18 protein-coding genes and 4 tRNA genes are annotated in these 19980 nt (G+C 43.0%); 20 read left to right on the plus strand and 2 right to left on the minus strand.

The features are described 5' to 3' along the window. Positions 1 to 40: 40 nt before the first annotated feature. Complete coding sequence (locus tag CN378_RS07980; protein ID WP_098351373.1) at positions 41 to 1765, minus strand: ABC transporter ATP-binding protein; 1725 nt, start codon at positions 1763 to 1765, stop codon at positions 41 to 43. Positions 1766 to 2534: 769 nt separating this feature from the next. On the opposite strand from CN378_RS07980, the gene CN378_RS07985 reads away from it, so the two are divergent. Continuing rightward, positions 2535 to 3827, plus strand: a complete 1293-nt coding sequence (locus CN378_RS07985; RefSeq protein ID WP_098351374.1) for an adenylosuccinate synthase — start codon at positions 2535 to 2537, stop codon at positions 3825 to 3827. 44 nt (positions 3828 to 3871) lie between these two features. On the opposite strand, the gene CN378_RS07990 is transcribed toward CN378_RS07985, so the two are convergent. Then, positions 3872 to 4894 carry a potassium channel family protein gene (locus tag CN378_RS07990; RefSeq protein ID WP_142323588.1) on the minus strand — a complete coding sequence of 341 codons (1023 nt, stop codon included), beginning with the start codon at positions 4892 to 4894 and terminating at the stop codon, positions 3872 to 3874. Between the two features lie 119 nt (positions 4895 to 5013). Between CN378_RS07990 and CN378_RS07995 the strand changes: the two genes are divergently transcribed. The 19 genes from CN378_RS07995 to CN378_RS08090 all read left to right on the plus strand — a co-directional run bounded on the left by CN378_RS07995 (position 5014) and on the right by CN378_RS08090 (position 19797). After that, positions 5014 to 5478, plus strand: a complete 465-nt coding sequence (locus CN378_RS07995; protein WP_098351375.1) for a hypothetical protein — start codon at positions 5014 to 5016, stop codon at positions 5476 to 5478. Beyond that, positions 5475 to 5783, plus strand: coding sequence for a hypothetical protein (locus tag CN378_RS08000; protein ID WP_098351376.1), 309 nt, complete (start codon positions 5475 to 5477; stop codon positions 5781 to 5783). Before CN378_RS07995 ends, CN378_RS08000 begins: the two co-directional genes overlap by 4 nt. 91 nt (positions 5784 to 5874) lie before the next feature. Beyond that, positions 5875 to 7026, plus strand: coding sequence for a glutathionylspermidine synthase family protein (locus tag CN378_RS08005; RefSeq protein ID WP_368731157.1), 1152 nt, complete (start codon positions 5875 to 5877; stop codon positions 7024 to 7026). A 15-nt stretch (positions 7027 to 7041) separates the two neighbouring features. After that, positions 7042 to 7455 carry a DUF350 domain-containing protein gene (locus tag CN378_RS08010; protein ID WP_098351378.1) on the plus strand — a complete coding sequence of 138 codons (414 nt, stop codon included), beginning with the start codon at positions 7042 to 7044 and terminating at the stop codon, positions 7453 to 7455. A 259-nt stretch (positions 7456 to 7714) separates the two neighbouring features. After that, positions 7715 to 7790: transfer RNA gene (locus CN378_RS08015), tRNA-Lys, on the plus strand. 9 nt (positions 7791 to 7799) lie between these two features. Continuing rightward, a tRNA-Glu gene (locus CN378_RS08020) sits at positions 7800 to 7871 on the plus strand. Positions 7872 to 7966: 95 nt separating this feature from the next. Then, positions 7967 to 8043: transfer RNA gene (locus CN378_RS08025), tRNA-Asp, on the plus strand. A gap of 159 nt (positions 8044 to 8202) precedes the next feature. After that, positions 8203 to 8275: transfer RNA gene (locus CN378_RS08030), tRNA-Phe, on the plus strand. Positions 8276 to 8629: 354 nt separating this feature from the next. Continuing rightward, on the plus strand, positions 8630 to 10117 hold the full coding sequence (locus CN378_RS08035) for a M23 family metallopeptidase (protein ID WP_098351379.1): 1488 nt from the start codon (positions 8630 to 8632) through the stop codon (positions 10115 to 10117). Positions 10118 to 10334: 217 nt separating this feature from the next. Beyond that, positions 10335 to 11042, plus strand: a complete 708-nt coding sequence (yycF, locus tag CN378_RS08040) for a response regulator YycF (RefSeq protein WP_098351380.1) — start codon at positions 10335 to 10337, stop codon at positions 11040 to 11042. A 6-nt stretch (positions 11043 to 11048) separates the two neighbouring features. Further along, positions 11049 to 12875: a cell wall metabolism sensor histidine kinase WalK gene (gene walK / locus CN378_RS08045; RefSeq protein ID WP_098351381.1), complete on the plus strand. Its 1827-nt coding sequence runs from the start codon at positions 11049 to 11051 to the stop codon at positions 12873 to 12875. Continuing rightward, the gene (locus tag CN378_RS08050; RefSeq protein WP_179884848.1) at positions 12872 to 14188 is read left to right on the plus strand and encodes a YycH family regulatory protein; all 1317 of its coding nucleotides are present in this window, start codon (positions 12872 to 12874) and stop codon (positions 14186 to 14188) included. The genes walK and CN378_RS08050 overlap by 4 nt, the downstream gene beginning before the upstream one ends. A 3-nt stretch (positions 14189 to 14191) precedes the next feature. Then, positions 14192 to 14998, plus strand: coding sequence for a two-component system regulatory protein YycI (locus tag CN378_RS08055; protein WP_098351383.1), 807 nt, complete (start codon positions 14192 to 14194; stop codon positions 14996 to 14998). Between the two features lie 5 nt (positions 14999 to 15003). Further along, entirely contained in the window at positions 15004 to 15798 is a 795-nt protein-coding gene (locus tag CN378_RS08060) for an MBL fold metallo-hydrolase (RefSeq protein ID WP_098351384.1), read from the plus strand. 393 nt (positions 15799 to 16191) lie between these two features. Then, positions 16192 to 17433, plus strand: a complete 1242-nt coding sequence (locus CN378_RS08070; RefSeq protein WP_098351386.1) for a S1C family serine protease — start codon at positions 16192 to 16194, stop codon at positions 17431 to 17433. 110 nt (positions 17434 to 17543) lie between these two features. Beyond that, entirely contained in the window at positions 17544 to 17702 is a 159-nt protein-coding gene (locus CN378_RS08075) for a CxxH/CxxC protein (RefSeq protein ID WP_079532410.1), read from the plus strand. 94 nt (positions 17703 to 17796) lie between these two features. Beyond that, complete coding sequence (gene rlmH, locus CN378_RS08080) at positions 17797 to 18276, plus strand: 23S rRNA (pseudouridine(1915)-N(3))-methyltransferase RlmH (RefSeq protein WP_098351387.1); 480 nt, start codon at positions 17797 to 17799, stop codon at positions 18274 to 18276. Positions 18277 to 18580: 304 nt separating this feature from the next. Then, the gene (locus CN378_RS08085) at positions 18581 to 19042 is read left to right on the plus strand and encodes a hypothetical protein (protein WP_098351388.1); all 462 of its coding nucleotides are present in this window, start codon (positions 18581 to 18583) and stop codon (positions 19040 to 19042) included. Between the two features lie 92 nt (positions 19043 to 19134). Next, the gene (locus CN378_RS08090; protein ID WP_098351389.1) at positions 19135 to 19797 is read left to right on the plus strand and encodes a hypothetical protein; all 663 of its coding nucleotides are present in this window, start codon (positions 19135 to 19137) and stop codon (positions 19795 to 19797) included. Positions 19798 to 19980 lie beyond the last annotated feature (183 nt).

The following is a 19980-nucleotide window of genomic DNA, read 5'->3' on the forward strand; positions in this document are numbered from 1 at the left end:
AAAAAAATCCAAGCTTATCAGGCTTGGATTTTTTTTATTGTTATAAGATCGTCGCATGCTGATGGGCATGAAGCCTTGTGAAGATACCATCCTCTTTTGAGAGCAGTTCTTCATGTGTCCCATCTTCGGCAATCCCATCTTCTGTGACGACCAAAATGCGGTCAGCCTTACGAATCGTCGCCAATCGGTGAGCGATGACCAGGGTGGTCCGGTCTTTGGCCAGTTCATTTAACGCCTCTTGGATGATGGCTTCCGTTTCCGTATCCAGTGCGGAAGTGGCCTCATCAAGTATCAGGATCCTCGGATTCTTAAGGAACATACGGGCAATGGACAAGCGCTGCTTTTGTCCTCCCGATAGCTTCAATCCCCTCTCTCCGATCTGTGTATCGTATCCATCGGGAAGGGAGGCAATAAGATCCGTCAGGTGGGAACGTCTCGTCGCTTCCTCGATTTCTTCCTGAGACGCATCGAGTTTCCCATAGGCGATATTTTCCCTGAGCGTTCCTGTGAATAGGAACACGTCCTGCTGTACGATCCCGATTTGAGAGCGGAGGGATTCCTTCGTCATCTCACGGATATCGATCCCATCAATGGTGATGGCTCCTTCTTCTATATCATAGAACCGGGGAATCAATGAGCATATCGTCGTTTTCCCGGCACCGGAAGGACCGACAAATGCGACCGTCTGTCCTGGTTGGATGGTGAAGGATAAATCGTTCAGAATGGTCCGGTCAGGTTCATATCCAAAAGTCACGTCGTTAAAGGCAATATCCCCTCTGAGCGTAGACACTTCAACAGCATGGGGGCGATTCTCGATATCCGGCTCCATATCCATAAGCTCGGTGAACCGCTTAAAGCCTGCCATTCCCTTTGGATAAAGCTCTAAGAGGGCTGAAATCTTGTCGATCGGTTTAAACAGGACGTTGATATAAAGGATGAAGGCGACAAGTTCTCCGTAGGATAGGACACCAGAAAAGCTTAACCAGGCTCCGTATACAAGGATGATCAAGGTCATTAAGCGTGTCGTAATATAGATCCCTGATAAGTTGACGCTCATCACGTTATAAGCTTTCAACTTGGACTTCCTGAAAAATTGATTATTCTCATTGAATCGTTCCATCTCATAGGATTCATTCGTGAACGATTGAACCACTCTCGCCCCTGACACACTGTCTTCTACTCGGCTGTTGACGTCAGCTATATTTCCATACATCTTCGTCCAGGCAGCGTTCATTTTAATATTGGAATACGAAATGAGCCATACAAGGAAAGGAACAATGATGATCGCCACCAGAGCAAGCTCCATATTGATCGAGAGCATGATCCAAAATGCCCCGATAAAGGTCATGACGGCGATGAACAGATCTTCGGGCCCGTGGTGGGCAAGCTCCCCGATATCCATCAGGTCGTTCGTCACCCGGCTCATGATATGACCCGTTTTCGTATTGTCAAAGAAGCGGAAGGATTGCCTTTGCACATGCTGGAACAATTCCCTCCTCATATCCGTCTCGATATTGATCCCGAGCTTATGCCCCCAGTAGTTCACCACGAACTGCATGCTCGAACTGAGCAAATAGAGAACCAGGAGACCCGCTGAAACAGCCAGGATGGTGCTCCAATTCCCATCAGGCAATAATGAATCTATGAACCACGATACGGCCAAAGGAAATCCCAACTCTAAAAGTCCTACCAACACCGCACAGACGAAATCAATATAAAAAAGCCGCCGGTGCGGACGGTAATAACCAAAAAATCGTCTTATCATCAAACCTCACCTCGATATTCAATTGTATGTAAAATTCAAAATGCTTATTTTAGATTAGCAAAAGTTTCTATATTGCGCTATCCTATTTATTCGCTTCTTTACCAAGCTTGATCAATTAAATTGAGTGCTTTTGCTCTGTTCGTATATCGTACTGCTTGGTTGTCAGGGGATTCGCTCCCTTTCCGCTGACGACCGGTCAAGCCTCCTCGCATTCGCTGCGGGGTCTTGCCTCGCCCGTTTTTCCGCAGGAGTCTCGCAAATCCCCTGACAACCTTAATGATTTTTAACTATCACAATAAGGTTGAATTACTGCTCCCATGTAGATAGTTTATCTCCTGAATCAAACAATCTACATTAGGCGTTTTTTTGTATTTGCCATCTGTGCTTTTATATTCTGTCTCTATAATGAGAAAGTGGATTGTAGCGTAAGGCACTTGACTCCTGCGGGAAATAGAGGAAAGGTCGAGACCCCGCAGGGCAATGCCCGAGGAGGCTCGACTTCCTCCCCGCGCGAGTCTTGTGCCTGGAGCGGAAAGGAACGGTCCCCGTTTTCACACACCATCATTACTCACTTTTATTTAAGTTTTTATTATTTTTCTCAAAATTCTTAAACTAGAGGATTTTTAGGATGAAACCTTGAAATTACACGAACATAATGATAATTACCTATATAAACGTTCGTGTTTTCATTGACTTTCACTTTTAGTGTTGATAAAATGAGTTTGTTTGATAAAAGAGGGAATACTAATTCCCGTCGGAGGTGCTTAATATGTCTTCAGTAGTAGTAGTAGGAACGCAATGGGGAGACGAAGGAAAAGGAAAGATCACTGACTTCCTTTCTGAACATGCAGAAGTTATCGCGCGTTACCAAGGTGGGAACAACGCGGGTCATACGATTAAGTTTGACGGTGAAACATATAAATTACACTTAATTCCATCAGGTATATTCTATAATGAAAAAACATCCGTCATCGGAAATGGGATGGTTGTCGATCCGAAAGCTCTAGTAAAAGAGTTGAAATATCTTCACGATCGTGATGTGAAAACAGACAACCTTAGAATCAGCAATCGTGCACACGTGATTCTTCCATACCACTTGAAACTGGATGAAATTGATGAAGAACGTAAAGGTGCCAATAAAATCGGTACAACGAAAAAAGGAATCGGTCCTGCTTATATGGATAAAGCAGCACGTGTCGGAATCCGAATCGCAGATCTTCTGGATCGTCAATCGTTCGAAGAAAAGCTTGCACGTAATCTTGAAGAGAAAAACCGCCTTTTCGAAAAGTTCTATGAAACAGAAGGCTTCAACATTGATGACATCCTGGATGAGTACTATGAATACGGTCAACAGATCAAGCACTATGTTGTCGATACATCCGTTGTATTAAACGATGCCATCGATAACGGACGCCGTGTTCTATTCGAAGGAGCTCAAGGGGTTATGCTTGATATCGATCAAGGTACATACCCGTTTGTCACGTCTTCAAATCCGGTAGCTGGTGGAGTAACGATCGGTTCCGGAGTAGGCCCAACAAAAATCAATCACGTAGTCGGAGTATCAAAAGCATACACAACACGTGTTGGGGACGGACCTTTCCCTACTGAATTAAACAATGAAATCGGAGATCAAATCCGTGAAGTCGGCCGTGAATACGGTACAACGACTGGACGCCCCCGTCGTGTCGGCTGGTTCGACAGTGTGGTTGTGCGTCACGCCCGCCGTGTCAGCGGGTTAACGGATCTTTCACTGAATTCGATCGACGTCCTGACAGGAATCGAAACATTGAAGATCTGTGTAGCTTACCAATACAAAGGTGAAGTCATGGAAGAGTTCCCGGCTAACCTGAACATCCTGGCTGAATGTGAGCCTGTATATGAAGAGCTTCCAGGCTGGACGGAAGACATCACAGGATGCAAGACGCTGTCGGATCTTCCTGAGAACGCTCGTCACTACTTAGAGCGCGTATCTCAATTGACTGGTATCCCTCTTTCCATCTTCTCTGTCGGCCCTGACCGTTCTCAAACGAATGTGGTTCGCAGCGTATGGAGCCCGAATTAATGATACAAAAAAACTCTTAGCCTACGTGTAGGCTAAGAGTTTTTTTATTGGTTCAATTGCTCATATACCCGGTCATGACATACGACATAGAGGGTATCCTTTGGATGCAGCTCCCTGTTCATGGCATCGGAGAAATCCATATTATCATTCACAGCGAGAAGGATGGCCCCTTTTTCAAGAAGCTCCTCGGATGCCTGTTTGATCGTCTTCCAATTTTCTTGCACCTTGAATTCATGAATGTTATTCCCATACCGCTTACTGAGTAGTTGTCTGAACAAATTCGTCGTTCCAGGGTGAAGGGTCGCTTTTGCCATGAGAAGGGAAACGGAGTCATTGGATAAAATAAAGTCCTCAACGGCAATGTGCTGGAACTTAGGGATATGCCGGTCCTCCGATACTTCCACAATGGTATGGACTTCCCTTTGATGCGTTTTAGATAACCCTTCAACGGCTGAGGCAATCAGCAAGGTCTTACCATCCACCAGGGAAGGGTCCTCGATTTTCGAATCGGAGAAGATCGCCACACGTTTCGCTTCAAAGATATTCGCCTTCAGCAACACGTTTTCATCGGAAGGGTCTCCCTGGATGAAATGGACCTGCTCATGCTCGATCGGCGTGATGGAAAGCATATCAATGAGGACGATCTCAGCATCGGGTACATGGGCAAGAATTTCTTCAATTGCCCTTTCCGTTTTTTTAGACCAATTGATGTAAATATAATGATCTTCATATGTATACACTAGCTTTCCCTCCCTTTTGAATTTCTGAAACGTGGTGATCGAATCAACGGTTTTACTGATCAGCACCCCGATGATCCCGATCCCGAAGATGAAGAGGAAAATCCCAAGCATCCGTCCCTCCACCGAAACGGGAAAATAATCCCCATATCCGACAGTCGTCAAGGTCGTCATCGTCCACCAGAACCCGTCAAAGAGCGATGGAAACGTTTCTGGTTCCAATAAATGACTGCCAAAGGTTCCAAACAGGATGATAATCAGGGATAATAGAAGAATGAAACCGAAGTCCATCTTCGTAATCTGCTTCCAAAGTCTTTGGAAAATGATCATACGTACCCTCCTTATAAAAAAATCATAGTTCAATCATACCAATGAACGAATGGAAAATGAAACCTTTTCCTCACTGGTTCGTATAGTTTAAAGAAAACATAATAGGAGGATGCCATTTAATGAAAGAACCGATATTAGAGTATCGATTGAGAAAGGGAAACGACACCTTTGAACCCATCTATCACTACCCCGATATAGAACTTGAACAAATCCTCGCAAGAAGGGAATGTGAGTTCTTCGTGAAGGAAGGGGTCACCTACCGACAGCTCTCATCTGCCGTGGAAGGGAATCTGTTCATCATATACGTTGAAACGTATGAAGAGGAACCACTGAAGGATCCTTTGTTCCCTCCAGAGCGACTGGTACTGGAAATACGGGAATTAAATCAGCGGAAAAATCATCCCATTCTGAAAATAGAACACCATGATTATCATCTGGATATCCTAAGTGTCATCGGTTCCGTTTATTACTATATAGATGGGGTCGAATGGGAACGTGACTCTGCTGAAATCGATGAAGATCGCTATGTGTATTTACTCTATGTGAAAGCGACGGGATATAAACTGGAGGAGGAAAGAAGATGAATAAAACGAAAAAAATGATGGCTGGAGTGGCCGCATCCGTCATGGCGATATCTGTCACTGGCTGCGGAAATCAGGACCTCCCACCGGAACCGACGGATGTAGACTGTGACGACTGGGACTGGGATGACGAAAGTGGCACCTATTATTGCGATGATGACCGCTCATCCAACTTCGGCTACTATTACTTTGCGGGAAGAATGTTCAAAAATAAAGCGGGCCTGAGAAATTTCTCAAAATACAAATCCTACTCCAAAAGCTATAAATCAGGAATCGGAAGCGGCTCCAAAGGTGGATTCGGAGGATAATATGACAGCCTCTCACCGTGAAAAAAGAACCGATTTTTACAAGGATATATCTGCATTTTGGCATAATTTATATGATATGGAGTATGCCTTATTGGATATAAAAATGGAAACACGTGAAACTGTTTCAGAAATCCGGGAAGCATCTAAGCGAGTGTACGCCATCTTTGATAAAACAGCGGATCTGCTTCGGGAATTGGAAGATGATACTCTCCTGGAACTTGGATACCCTGAGGAATCCCTTTCTTATATAACGTTTAAATCCATCCCGCAAGAATGTATCATCGGACGCTTCGATTTTGTGGTGGGAGAAGGAGAAATCAAACTATTAGAATTTAATAGTGACACGCCCACCTTTATCAAAGAGCTCTATCACGTGAATGAAAAAGTATGTCGGTATTTTGATTGTCCCAATCCAAATGTTGGGATGGAAGAGCAATTAGCCAAAGAATTGAAACGGGGTCTCTTATCCTCCTGGAAGTCCCTTCAAAGAGAAGGAGAAGCGAAAATCGTCTTCACTTCTCATGTTGACCACGAAGAAGACTACCTGACGACAAGATATATCCAGGAGCTTGCCGGGGTCCCTTCAGAATATGTCAGTCTGGATCGGCTGCAAATTCGGGATGATGGCCTATACACTCCAGACGGCGAGCGGATCGATGTTTTATACCGGCAAACCTATCCGGTTGAGCACCTCGTGGACGATAGGGATCCAATGACGAAAGAGAAGGTCGGTCAGGAACTGCTGCAAATGGCAGTGGAGAAAAAGCTGGCGATCCTGAACCCTCCCTCATCCTTTTTACTGCAATCAAAAGGGGTGCAGGCACTCATTTGGGGGCTGCATGAAGAAGGAAGCCCCTTTTTCACCGAACAAGAACACCGGTGGATCGAACGCTACTTCCTTCCAACCTACCTTGACTCTGAAACGTTTGAAGAAGACGGGCTGACCTATGTGCAAAAACCGGCATTCGGACGCGAAGGAGACACGGTCAAGATCCTGGAAGCGACCGGGAAAGTGCTGCTTGAAGATAAGAACGAAACCTATAAACAGACCCTCCCTGTCTATCAAAAATTTTGCCCACTTCCTGTCTCGGTGATCACAACCGATGAAGGGGAGAAAGAAGCAAGCCTGATGGTCGGAAGCTTCATCATCAACGGCAACCCCGGTGCCATCGGCATACGAGCCGGAAACGCCATCACCGATAATGAATCATACTTTCTGCCTGTAGGAATACAGGAGAAATAAAAAGGAGAGAAACACATGCAAATCATAACAAGTGAAGCCCTACTCAGCTTTCTGGCCCACGTCGGAACCGGCCTTGGACTCATGATCCTAGGCGTTACCGTCTTCGCCTTCACCACCAAATTCTCTGAGGCGACCCTGATCAGAGAAGGAAATATCGCCGTAGCCCTGAAACTTTGGGGTAAAGCCATCGGACTCGCCGTCGTCATCTACACAGTATGGGCGAACAGCCTTAACCTGCTTGATGCGTTCATCTGGGGACTGATCGGAATTGCGACCCAGGTCATCGCCTATTGGATCATCGAGTACGTCCTGACACCGCGTACGAACTTAGCGAAGAAAGTTGAAGAAGGAAACATCGCCATCGGATTCAGCCTGTTCTCCGCTGCTATTGTAGTGGGATTGATTGTGGCGGCCAGTTTGACGTATTGATGTAAGACTATGTGTGAGATAGGGGGATCTGCTGTTGGAGCGGTTTGTTGCTCTGGTGGCGGGTCTTTTTTTATGTGGAATATTGGTAGGAATCCACTTTATGATTGAATTCCCACCAAATTATTCCCCGAGAAATAATTTTCGACATAAAAACCAAAAAAACTGTTGCCCTCGACAATCATCCTGTGATAATATTAATTTCGTTGTCACGAAAGAGGCTTTGATCAAGCTTATCTATTCGTGTTTATATATACTTAGAGAGCCATTAGCTCAGTTGGTAGAGCATCTGACTTTTAATCAGAGGGTCGAAGGTTCGAATCCTTCATGGCTCACCATTTTTTTATGGCCCATTGGTCAAGCGGTTAAGACACCGCCCTTTCACGGCGGTAACACGGGTTCGAATCCCGTATGGGTCATTTTTATTTCCTGAATGATAGATTGCTGGTTTACGAGATATCATTATTTGGAAATAGATTACATAGAAACATATTTTGCTAACGCAAAAAGCTTTGGTCCGGTAGTTCAGTTGGTTAGAATGCCTGCCTGTCACGCAGGAGGTCGCGGGTTCGAGTCCCGTCCGGACCGCCATTTTCATATCTGATATTCATGAAATGGAAAAGGGTTTCGATAAGCGAGAAGGTCGAGGAAGCGATTGAAGGAACACCGGAGCGTATTTTACATACGTGAGGATGTGACTGAGTGAGCTGACGAAGAGATTCGAAGCTTAGCGGAAGCCGAAAACTATATGGCTCAGTAGCTCAGTTGGTAGAGCAATGGACTGAAAATCCATGTGTCGGCGGTTCGATTCCGTCCTGAGCCATCTTACAAAAAGTACTGCGACGACTTTGACTCTCGTAGTACTTTTTTATTATGTCTTTGTAACATACGTGTAACATAAACCACCGGATTCCCTCTAATTTTTACCATTCCTATTTCGATCACGAACCCACCTTTATACCCATTAAATTCCCACTATGACGCGGATCATCCTCTGAAAGGCAAAAGGATATTTTCTGACAAATTATACAGTTATATTACAATCATGATTCTGTGTCCCGGATTTCGTCGAATTATGGTAAATTAGTAAAGTACGAATTTTATAGAATTTACTAAATTAGGCTTAATGAACTACCTTTAACTGGGATTTTTGCTTTAGTTTATAGGAGGCAAGTCAATGAGTTTTGGAGAGAAGTTATCACCCATTTTAGAAAAATATAAAAAATTTAATATTCGACATAGATCAACTCGATTTGCGAAACGAGTGGGAATGACGACCCTCGCTCTTACCACTTTAACGTTTTCTTCTGCGGCGGCCAGCACCGGATCCGAAGAAGAGTTGCAAACCATCTATCATGTCTACATGGGGGATGAGTATGTAGGGGCCGTTACGAGTCAGGACGAAGTAAAGGCTGTTTTGGGTGCAAAGCTTGAGAATGCGAAGAAAGAGTATAAAGACTACCAGGTTGATTTTGATCATGAGGTAACGTACATACCAGAGAATGTATTTACAGCTGTCAAAACGAATAATCAACAGGTCATTGAAAGCTTGAATCAATCCGTATCCATCGAAGCAAATGCGTTTGCTTTGGTTGTGAATAATAAACCGGTTGCTTATGTAAAAGACGAAAAAGCTGCTGAAGAAGCTTTGAAAACCTTTAAGCTTAACTATGTATCAGAAGAAGAACTGAACGAATGGGAAGCGAGAAAAAAGGATTCTTCAACCACTTCTTTACCCGCTTTAAAAGAAAATGAAACGCGTTTATTAGACATTTCTTTTAAAGAGAGTGTTGACGTCAAAAAGGCACAGGTGAAGCCGGAAGAGCTCATGTCGCCTCAAGAAGCGGCTGATTTCCTTGAAAAAGGTGCTTTAGAAGAGAAGAAATACAAGGTTCAAGAAGGCGATGCGTTAAGCACGATTGCTGAAGATCATTCGTTGACGACCGGTAAATTATTGGAGCTTAATGAAGGCGTTAAGGAAGACGGTGCGCTGAAAATAGGCTCGGAGCTAAACGTGACCGTATATGAGCCGCTTGTTCACGTTCTTGTTAGAAAAGAAGCCAATAAGATTGAAAAGATCGCCTATGAAAAAGAAGTAGTGGAAGACTCCTCAATGAATAAAGGCGATACAAAAGTGAAGCAAGAAGGTCAAGATGGTGAGAAATCCGTTACGTTTGAAACGACAGAAGTAAATGGTTCTCAAATAAAGAAAAATGTAAAAGAAGAAAAGAAACTGAAAGATCCAGTGAAGTATATCGTCATCAAAGGAACGAAAGCCACTCCATCAAGAGGTTCGGGAAGTTTTGCATGGCCGACGAATGGCGGGTACATTTCCTCTAAACAAGGACCTAGATGGGGGAAAATGCATAAAGGGATTGACATTGCCCGCCCTAGTGACCGCACGATCAAATCCGTTGATAACGGAAGAGTCGTTTCAGCAGGCTGGGACGATGGCGGTTATGGAAATAAAGTCGTGATCGATCATGGAAATGGGTATAAGACCATCTATGCTCATCTGGACTCCATCTCTGTTTCAGCCGGTCAGACGGTCGAAAGAGGGCAAAAGCTCGGTATCATGGGGGAAACCGGTGAGGCAACGGGTGTTCACCTTCATATCGAAGTATACAAAAATGGATCGATGATCAATCCATTGGATGTACTATAATCAAATAGAGGCAATCAAGCATGGGACTGACACAATCATTTTATTTGTCAGTCCCCTTTGTTATATTTAGATTGTAGTCAACAAGCATGGAAATAAAGGGTATGATAGAGTTAAAGATGAATTAATATGGAGAAAGTGATAAATTTAAAGGAAGACTCTTATACTAATCACAACTTTATATGATACATTACTTTTTTCTAAAAGGAGATCTATTGACATGGAAAAGAAAATATTAGTCGTTGACGATGAGAAACCAATTGCAGATATATTACAGTTCAATTTGAAAAAGGAAGGCTATGAGGTTCATTGTGCGTATGACGGCGATGAAGCAGTCAAGATGGCGGAGGAAATCAAGCCGGATCTTGTCCTTCTTGATATTATGCTTCCGAACCGCGATGGAATGGAAGTGTGCCGTGAGATCAGGAAGAAGTACGAAATGCCGATTATCATGTTGACAGCGAAAGACTCTGAAATTGATAAAGTTTTGGGATTGGAACTTGGGGCGGATGATTATGTGACAAAGCCTTTCAGTACCCGTGAACTGATTGCAAGGGTGAAAGCCAACCTGAGACGCCATCAGCATGGAGCGCAGCAAAACGTCGAGGATGAGAATAATGAGATAACCGTTGGATCATTGACGATTCATCCGGATGCCTACGTTGTTTCGAAAAGAGGAGAAACGATTGAACTGACGCACCGTGAGTTCGAGCTCCTTCATTATTTAGCGAAGCATATCGGACAAGTCATGACCCGTGAGCATTTACTTCAAACTGTTTGGGGATATGATTACTACGGGGATGTGCGTACAGTCGATGTGACCGTCAGACGCCTTCGTGAGAAAATTGAAGATAACCCAAGTCACCCTACCTGGATCGTAACACGTAGAGGAGTCGGTTATTACCTACGAAATCCTGAACAGGAGTAAGATGGAATGAAGAAAGTTGGCTTAACCCGTTCGATTCATTTGAAATTTGTTCTGATCTACGTCCTGCTCATCCTTCTCGCCATGCAGATCATCGGGGTTTATTTTGTGCGGGAACTTGAGCAGAAGCTTGTAGAGAACTTCCAATCTTCCATTACCAACCGGGTAGAATTATTAGAGTACACGATCAGAGAAGAAATGGTGAAGGAGCGTGGGGAGGATGACCCTACGCTGGAAGAAGACATTAGAAGAATATTAGAAGACAGCAGCAAGAATTCAGATATCGCTGAAATCCGGGTCATTGATAATCGAAAACGTATCATCGGGACTTCTGATCCAAATAATCAAAAGCTTGTAAACAGAGTGACGTCTGATAAAGATGTGAAAAGGGTACTTGCCCTGGGTGTTACTTCTGAAAATACGTATGTTGATAATCAAACACATGACCGTATTTGGGTGCATGCGAAACCGATTGAATCAAACAATGAAGTGATTGGTGCCATTTATATCGTTGGTGAAATTGAGAGGGTCTATGACCAAATGAACGATATTAATAAAATTTTTACCAACGGTACCCTGATTGCCCTGGTCATAACAGCTATTCTGGGCGTCTTATTGGCTCAAACCGTCACCAGGCCGATTTCAGATATGCGGAAACAGGCGCTGGCTATGGCGAAAGGGAATTTTTCCAGAAAAGTTAAAGTGTATGGATATGATGAGATTGGTCAACTTGCCATCACGTTTAACAATTTGACAAAGCGCCTCCAGGAAGCTCAGGCAACGACAGAAGGAGAACGCAGAAAGCTTTCATCCGTCCTCTCTTATATGACCGATGGAGTCATCGCCACCGATCGAAAGGGTAGGGTCATCCTTATCAACGACCCTGCAGCGAGCATGTTGAATGTTTCACGTGAAACAGTTGTTTCCCAACCCATCGTTTCATTATTGGGACTGGATGAGGAATATACGTTTGATGACCTGTCCAATGAACAGGAGTCCATCATTTTAGACTATAGCACAAAGGATAAACCATATATCCTGAGGGCTAATTTCTCTATTATTCAAAAAGAAACCGGGTTTGTAAACGGTCTGATCGCCGTATTACATGATATTACGGAACAGGAGAAGATTGACCTGGAGCGGAGGGAATTCGTAGCCAATGTATCCCATGAGCTAAGAACGCCACTTACAACGATGAGAAGTTACTTAGAGGCGCTTGCTGAAGGAGCATGGCAGGATGAAAATATCGCCCCACAATTCCTGGATGTCACGCAAAACGAAACCGAAAGAATGATCAGGCTGGTCAATGATCTCTTGCAACTTTCTAAAATGGATAGCAAAGACTATCGATTTAATAAAGATTGGGTCGACTTTATTCTCTTTTTCCACAAAATCATCGACCGATTTGAAATGACGAAAAATATTAATGTGACATTTCAACGCTTTTTACCAGATAAGGCTTTGTTTGTAGAAGTGGATCAGGATAAAATCACTCAGGTGTTAGATAATATCATTTCCAATGCATTGAAATATTCCCCTGAGGGTGGAACGATTACGTTTAAAGTAAAAGAAAAAGATGGTTACATTGAAATCAGCGTGTCAGATCAAGGGTTAGGTATTCCTAAGGAAAACTTAGAAAAAATCTTTGAACGTTTCTACCGTGTGGATAAAGCCAGAACAAGGCAAATGGGTGGTACGGGTCTCGGTCTTGCGATTGCGAAAGAAATGATTTCAGCACACGGTGGTGATGTGTGGGCGACCAGCACGGAAGGGAAAGGCACGACGATCATCTTTACCCTCCCATATGAAGTCGGACAAGAGGATGAATGGTCATGAAATACGAAAAAATAAAATCGATAGTCTTAACCTTACTAGTGTGCCTAAGCATTTTTCTAACCTTTAATCTTTGGACGTATCAACCCGGGTATGACACGATTGATAGTAATGAAACCTTTGATGTTTCTGTTGGAGAAAAGATTGAAGAGACAAATCTTTCGAAGATGTTGATCAAACCGTATCAACTTTTTTATCATTCTGCTAACAAAACCGTAGGAACGCTTGATGGTAAGGAGATGAACAGTGTCATAAAAGGATTGAGTAGTTGGACGCTGTTTGATTTAAAAGATTACTCAAATCAATATTCCAAAGATGAGATGAAATCTATTATTCAGGGTGCAAAGAAAGTTGAGATTGTATTCCCTGATCCTGTGCCTCTATCCGTTTACCGCGTCATTCATTTCGAAGATAAAAATATTCCCGCTGCTTCATTCGACCGTATTGTAATCGATTTGAATACAGTCAACTCCGATACGGGGACGATTTATTTTGCATCCCTTGATTCCGGGAAGAAGTACTTTTATGAATGCCGCGTCAATGCGGAAAGCTTACAAAAATTCGAGAAAAGTTTCTTGAAACAGGTCGCTTCTTATGATGAGTATATTGAGCAGCCCTTGAACTCTAAGAAAAATATATTTCTGCCCAGATCACCGAAAGAGTATAAAAGCTATCGGTTTTACGCTGATACACTCTCTTTAGGAGATTTTCAGAAAGCCCTATTCAGCGATCCGAATAATGTTGAAGTAAAAAAGAATACCTTTATTAATATACCGAGCGTTATGAAGACGGATGAAGAATACAGTACTCTTTCGTATATAAATTTATCTGTCGATATTGATACCTCCATGCCACCTGCTACTCTATTTCAGAAAAGCATGAAATTCGTCAATGATCACGGGGGATGGACGGATGACTATCATTTTTATTCCATCAGTTCTGTAGAAAACAAGATTGTGTACAGGCTATTTATGGAGAACCATCCGGTCTTTAATGAGAATAATATGGCTGAACTCACCCAAGAATGGGGAAGTAATTCCATCAGCAAGTATGAACGGCCGTACTATACACTGGATATGGTGTCGAAAAACGCCATCAGAGATGTGCAGCTTCCTTCTGGTGCCTCTGTACTGTATGCGTTGAAGAAGAATAGCCCGAAAGAATTGGAAGAGATCGAGGACATTGTCGTTGGATATAAGATGACCAGGGATACCAATGAATCCAATAGGAAATTCTTAATATTTGAGCCTTCCTGGTACTACAAGTTTAGTGGAAATTGGATAAGGGTCCCACTGGAAGAACTGGAGGGATTCTAAAAGATGGATTGGAGTAAAACAAAGAGCATTTTCATTATCGTCTTTCTGGTTCTGGATATTTTTCTCCTGACTATATTCATGAATAAAATCAGGGCGAGCAATCCTGCTACTTTAGAACAGACTTCCTTTGAAGAAACGTTAAAAGCGGCTAATATACAGTATCCGCCAAAGCTGTCAAAAGAGCCTGTAAAAGATGCGATTATCAGTGCCAGCAAAAAAAAATTCAGTGAAAAAGACCTTGAAAAGCTAACTGCTCAGGAAGTCAATGCTGTAAATGAGAGTACGATCAATTCAACTTTGAAGGAACCTTTTCCCATTAATGAAAATTTTTCTCCGGCAGAATTGAAGGGCTTTCTAAAAGATAAAATCATCAGTGGAGAGCAGTACAGCTTTTGGAAATATAATAAGGAAGATCAGACCCTCGTCTATTTTCAGACGTACAACGACCGGAAAATTTTTAATAATACAAACGGCAAATTGATTCTCTATTTAAATACAGACAGGGAAATTGTCTCTTACAAACAAACACTGTTGGAAAACCTGAAAGAATCCACCGGAAAGAAAAAGCTCGTGACCCCATTTGATGCCCTCAGGTACCTTGTGGAAAACAATGAAATTGACAATGGCAGTGAAATCACCGAGGTTCCAAGCCTGGGATATTCAACCCTCGAACTTGATGATTATCAAGTGTTGGCACCAACCTGGCATTTCATTGTTGAAAAAGATGGAAAGAAAGAAGATTTATTTATCAATGCAGTGGAAGCACAGATTGTAGAGATTAACAAACCAGAAAAAGAAACATTGGAGTGAGCGTTATGACGATGCATTTTAGTGTACTTGCCAGCGGCAGTACAGGAAATGCAATATTTGTCGAGTCAGAGGAGCATTCTTTCCTTGTCGATGCCGGATTAAGCGGCAAACAGATGGAAGGGTTGTTCAGCCAGATCGACCGAAAGATTGAAGATTTGTCGGGGATCCTCGTCACCCATGAGCATAGTGACCATATTAAAGGGATCGGCGTATTGGCGAGAAAGTACAAGCTGCCGATCTATGCCAACGATAAGACCTGGAATGCGATGGACGGATTAGTGGGGAAAATCGATACAGAGCAGAAGTTTTCCTTTGATATGGAAACGGCTAAGCACTTCGGGGGACTGAGCATCGAGTCCTTCGGTGTATCACACGATGCGGCCGAACCGATGTTTTATATCTTCCATCACGGAGATAAGAAGCTTGTTCTGGTCACCGATACAGGGTATGTAAGCGACAGGATGAAAGGGATCATCTCGAATGCCGATGCCTATGTATTTGAAAGCAACCACGATGTAGGAATGCTCCGAATGGGCCGCTACCCATGGAATATCAAGCGCCGGATCCTCAGTGATTACGGACATGTATCCAATGAGGACGCGGCCATTGCGATGAGTGATGTGATGGGAGATAACACAAAAGGGATTTACCTGGCCCATCTGAGCCTGGACAACAATATGAAGGACCTGGCAAGGATGAGTGTCACCCAAACACTCGAATCAAAAGGAATCATAGTAGGAGAACAAATCGATCTATTTGATACGGACCCTAAAGTGCCAACACCATTAGTTGCGATTTAAACCGGTTCAAATGTTTATGATTTCTCCCTGAATGGTATCAAAAAGGTGAGGACTATTGGTCTTCACCTTTTTGTGTTTACATAGAGTGACATATGTCTGACTGGCTTTCTCATTTGGGTGTCGCCTCTGGTCAAGCCGCCTCCGCTTTTGGTGTCGTCGAGCTCCGGCGGCTAGAGGCTCGAGGTCATATGTCAAGAACATCAAAAAGGCAAAGAGCGCCTTTCCGATGTTCTCGTCATATGCTTGTCGCCTCTGGTCAAGCCGCCTCCGCTTTTGATATGCCATTATGAAATTCTTACCTTTTTTTCATCATTTTTTAATTTAACCTGACTATAATCGGGCTTGGAAAGATAAAATAACAAAAGGAATAGCTGGTAGAAAGGATGAAGATACATGGGATATTATGACGGTAATAACTCGGAAGGAAGGACCGGGAGACAAAAGGGAAACCGGGGCGGGATGTTTCTTGCCGGTTTGTTGGGAGTCATCCTTGGAGCGATTCTCGTAGTTGTTGCCATTCCTCAGCTGACGAACTTTGATATATTGCCCTATTCGGTTCAACCGGATCAGGATTTGAAAGAAACCGACCAAGATTACCACAATGGAACCACTCAGAATGTGTCTGTCAATGTGACGACGGATGTGACGAAGGCGGTTGAGAAGACCGGAGACTCCGTGGTGGGCATCACGAACATCCAATCCCAGAGCTTCTGGGGTCAGGGTGGTGGACAAACTCAGGATCAGCAGGCAGGAACGGGATCAGGGGTCATGTATAAAAAAGAAGGAAAAACCGTTTATATCGTGACGAATAATCATGTGGTAGAAGGTGCTGATCAACTGGAGGTTACCCTTGCTGACGGTACAAAGGTTCCTGCCAAGCTTCGTGGTACTGACGTTTGGACAGACCTTGCCGTCATTGAAATTGATGGAAGCAAGATCAAGAAGGAGGATATTGCCGAGTTTGGAAATTCGGATGAACTGAAAGCGGGTGAGCCTGTCATCGCCATCGGGAATCCCCTTGGACTCCAATTCTCAGGTTCCGTTACGCAGGGTGTCGTATCTGGTGTGGAGAGAACGATTCCTGTCGACATCAATCAGGATGGCATGGAGGATTGGAATGCTGAGGTTCTGCAAACCGACGCAGCCATCAACCCGGGGAACAGCGGTGGAGCCCTTATCAATATTTCCGGTCAGCTGGTCGGAATCAACTCCATGAAGATCGCCCAGGAAGCCGTTGAAGGTATTGGACTTGCCATCCCAATCAATTCAGCCAGACCCATCATTGAAGATCTTGAGCAATATGGTGAAGTGAAGCGTCCGGCAATGGGTGTCACCCTTGAAGACGTCAACCAGATCTCTGCTTACCATCAGCAGGAAACGTTAAAACTGCCGAAGGATATCAATTATGGTGTCATGATCAGACAAACCGTTCCGAATTCACCTGCTGCTCAAGCTGGTTTGCAAGAACTTGATGTCATCACAGAACTTGACGGTGAGAAAATCCAGAATGTAATTGATCTCAGGAAGCACCTATACAATAAAAAAGAAGTGAACGATCAAATGAAAGTCACCATCTACCGGGATGGCAAAAAGAAAGAAGTCACGATGAAACTGACGGATGAATCCCGATTATAGAATGTGGATAAAGTGAAAAGCAGGAAGGCGATGCGCCCTTTCCTGCTTTTTCTTTACATGATATGATGATTGTGGATAAGTATATAAACTACATTTAGGGAGGAAACAACATGATTTACTGCTGTTTGGAGCATGTGGAATTAGCCATGGATATTGTCGTCGATGAGCATGAGGTAGCGCCTCAACTAACGGAGCTTTCTGAAGACAAGAAGTTATCCACAACCTGTGAATATTGTGGGAATAACGCAGTATATATAGTGGCGAACTAATATTCCCATACCATATGAAGATGGGCATTGTGGATATGTGGATAATTTCTGTGGATAACGTGTTTGTAAATTGTTTGTAAAGCGAGTGTGGATAGTGAACATCACAATAGTAACGGTTGGAAAGCTGAAAGAAAAATATTTAAAACAGGGCATCGGCGAATATGTGAAACGCCTTGGTGCGTACGCAAAGATCGATATTGTGGAGCTGGCAGATGAAAAAGCCCCTGAAGTATTGAGTGACGCTGAAATGGAGCAGGTGAAGAATAAAGAAGGGGAACGGATCTTAGCGAAGATCTCGCCGGACCATCATGTCATCGCCCTTGCCATTCAAGGGAAAATGCAATCTTCAGAAGAGCTCGCTGATAACCTGGACAAGCTTGCAACGTATGGTAAAAGCAAAGTAGCGTTTGTGATAGGCGGATCATTGGGACTCAGTGATGAAGTCATCAAACGGTCGAATGAGACGCTTTCGTTTTCCAAGATGACCTTCCCCCATCAGCTGATGAGATTGATACTGGTGGAGCAGATTTATCGGGCGTTTCGGATTAATCGGGGTGAACCGTATCATAAGTGAATGAAGTTGTAAGTCCAATGCCTCTCCTACTTGCTGGGGAGGCAAAAGGCAAATAGAAATGTGAAGGGAGGTATTGTTGAAGTGAAGATAAATTAGATTGACAAATGAAAAAATTCTTTTAGACTAAAAGTAGTTCTTTCCTCACATTTCTTCTTACTTAACTACTCCTTGATATCCTTATTTGCTTTTTAATCTCTCTCCAGTTGAAACCACATTAAACCTTTTCCCCCTCTAGATTTTACACTCATTCATTTTAAAAAACTGTCCGAAATTAAAATAATTAATTAAGGGAGATGATTCCTTTTTGGCATCGATTATGTATGCTATTCAATGCCCCAGTTGTGGACGTTCTGCTTATGTAGACGATTATTACAAAACTGATGAGAAGTACATTTTTTGTGGGGTGTGCGGCTATTATTCCACCAAAACAATAGAAAAATATACTGAAAACTCTTTTAAGTACAAGGAAGAGGAATGTGAAGGACACGGTATGTTTGTATTGGAAAATAAAGATGGAAACTGCAAAAAAGTGAAGTTGAGCGATAGCCTAACAGATGAGCAATTGGAAGAGTTAATGGAATCACTTATGGAGGAGAATGTTAACCAGGAGAAAAGCTATTTAATGTCTTTCAAAAACGGAGAATTTACTATCCTATTCGGCAACCCACCGGAACATTTTCAATTATCTTTTGAAGAGTATCGGAAAAAGATGATTGCCAAGTATGGAGCACCTGAATATGGTTTTATGGTTCCAATTGAGAGGTAGATAAAGGTTTAGTAGAAGAAATTGAGGAAAGAACGAACTAATATTTTTTTGATGAATTGGCTAATGTTTGCTGATTATTTAGGAGGATTGCTGTGGGATTTGATGAAGAGTACCAGGCTTTTATGAATGCTCACTTTCAGGAAAGAAACGGGGAACGATTGAGGCGTTTACAAGAAGGTCACAGCCAGGCTGAAATGCTGTTTTTGAAGCAGGTTTGGTGGCCTTCATTCTATCATTTTCGTTATCTTCATCCAGAATTTGAAGTCAATGATTTTAAGGATGGAAAACCGTATTTAGATTTTGCTTATATTCGTCAAGCCATCAGGATTTGCTTTGAGGTCGACGGGTATGGCCCTCACTTAAAAAACATAAGCAGATGGCAATTTTCCGATAGTCTGGAACGTCAAAACCAGTTGGTGATTGACGGGTGGACTGTCATCCGATTTTCATATGACCAAGTGAAAGAAAAACCTCGTCGATGTCAACAGGTTGTTCAGCAAGTGATTGGGCGACGGCTAGGTGATGAGCTTGACCAGTTCACTCTATCCTATGCTGAAAAGGAAGTGCTGCGATTAGCGATTCGAAAAGGGAAAGCGATATCCCCAATGGAAGTTGAAAAGTATTTGAAGCGAACTGACAAGACGGTGAAAAAGTTACTTACTCAACTAGTTGAAAAAAAAATGTTGATTCCCGAATCTGGGGTCAAGAGAATCCGCTCTTATCGCTTAGGGGATCAGGTTAAACACACAATCTAATCAATAGACGGAAAAATTCCGTCTAATCAGTAAATTTAGTTTGAATTAGCTTAAATAGACGGAGTAATTCCGCCTATTGACATAAAAAACGAGAAAATATGAAAAATTCCTATGTTTAACCGGAAAAATTCCGCTTAAATACCCCAAAATCGAGGTCCAACCTTTATATAACCGGAAAAATTC

The organism is Bacillus sp. AFS015802, assembly GCF_002561455.1.
Lineage (GTDB): Bacteria > Bacillota > Bacilli > Bacillales > Bacillaceae_B > Rossellomorea.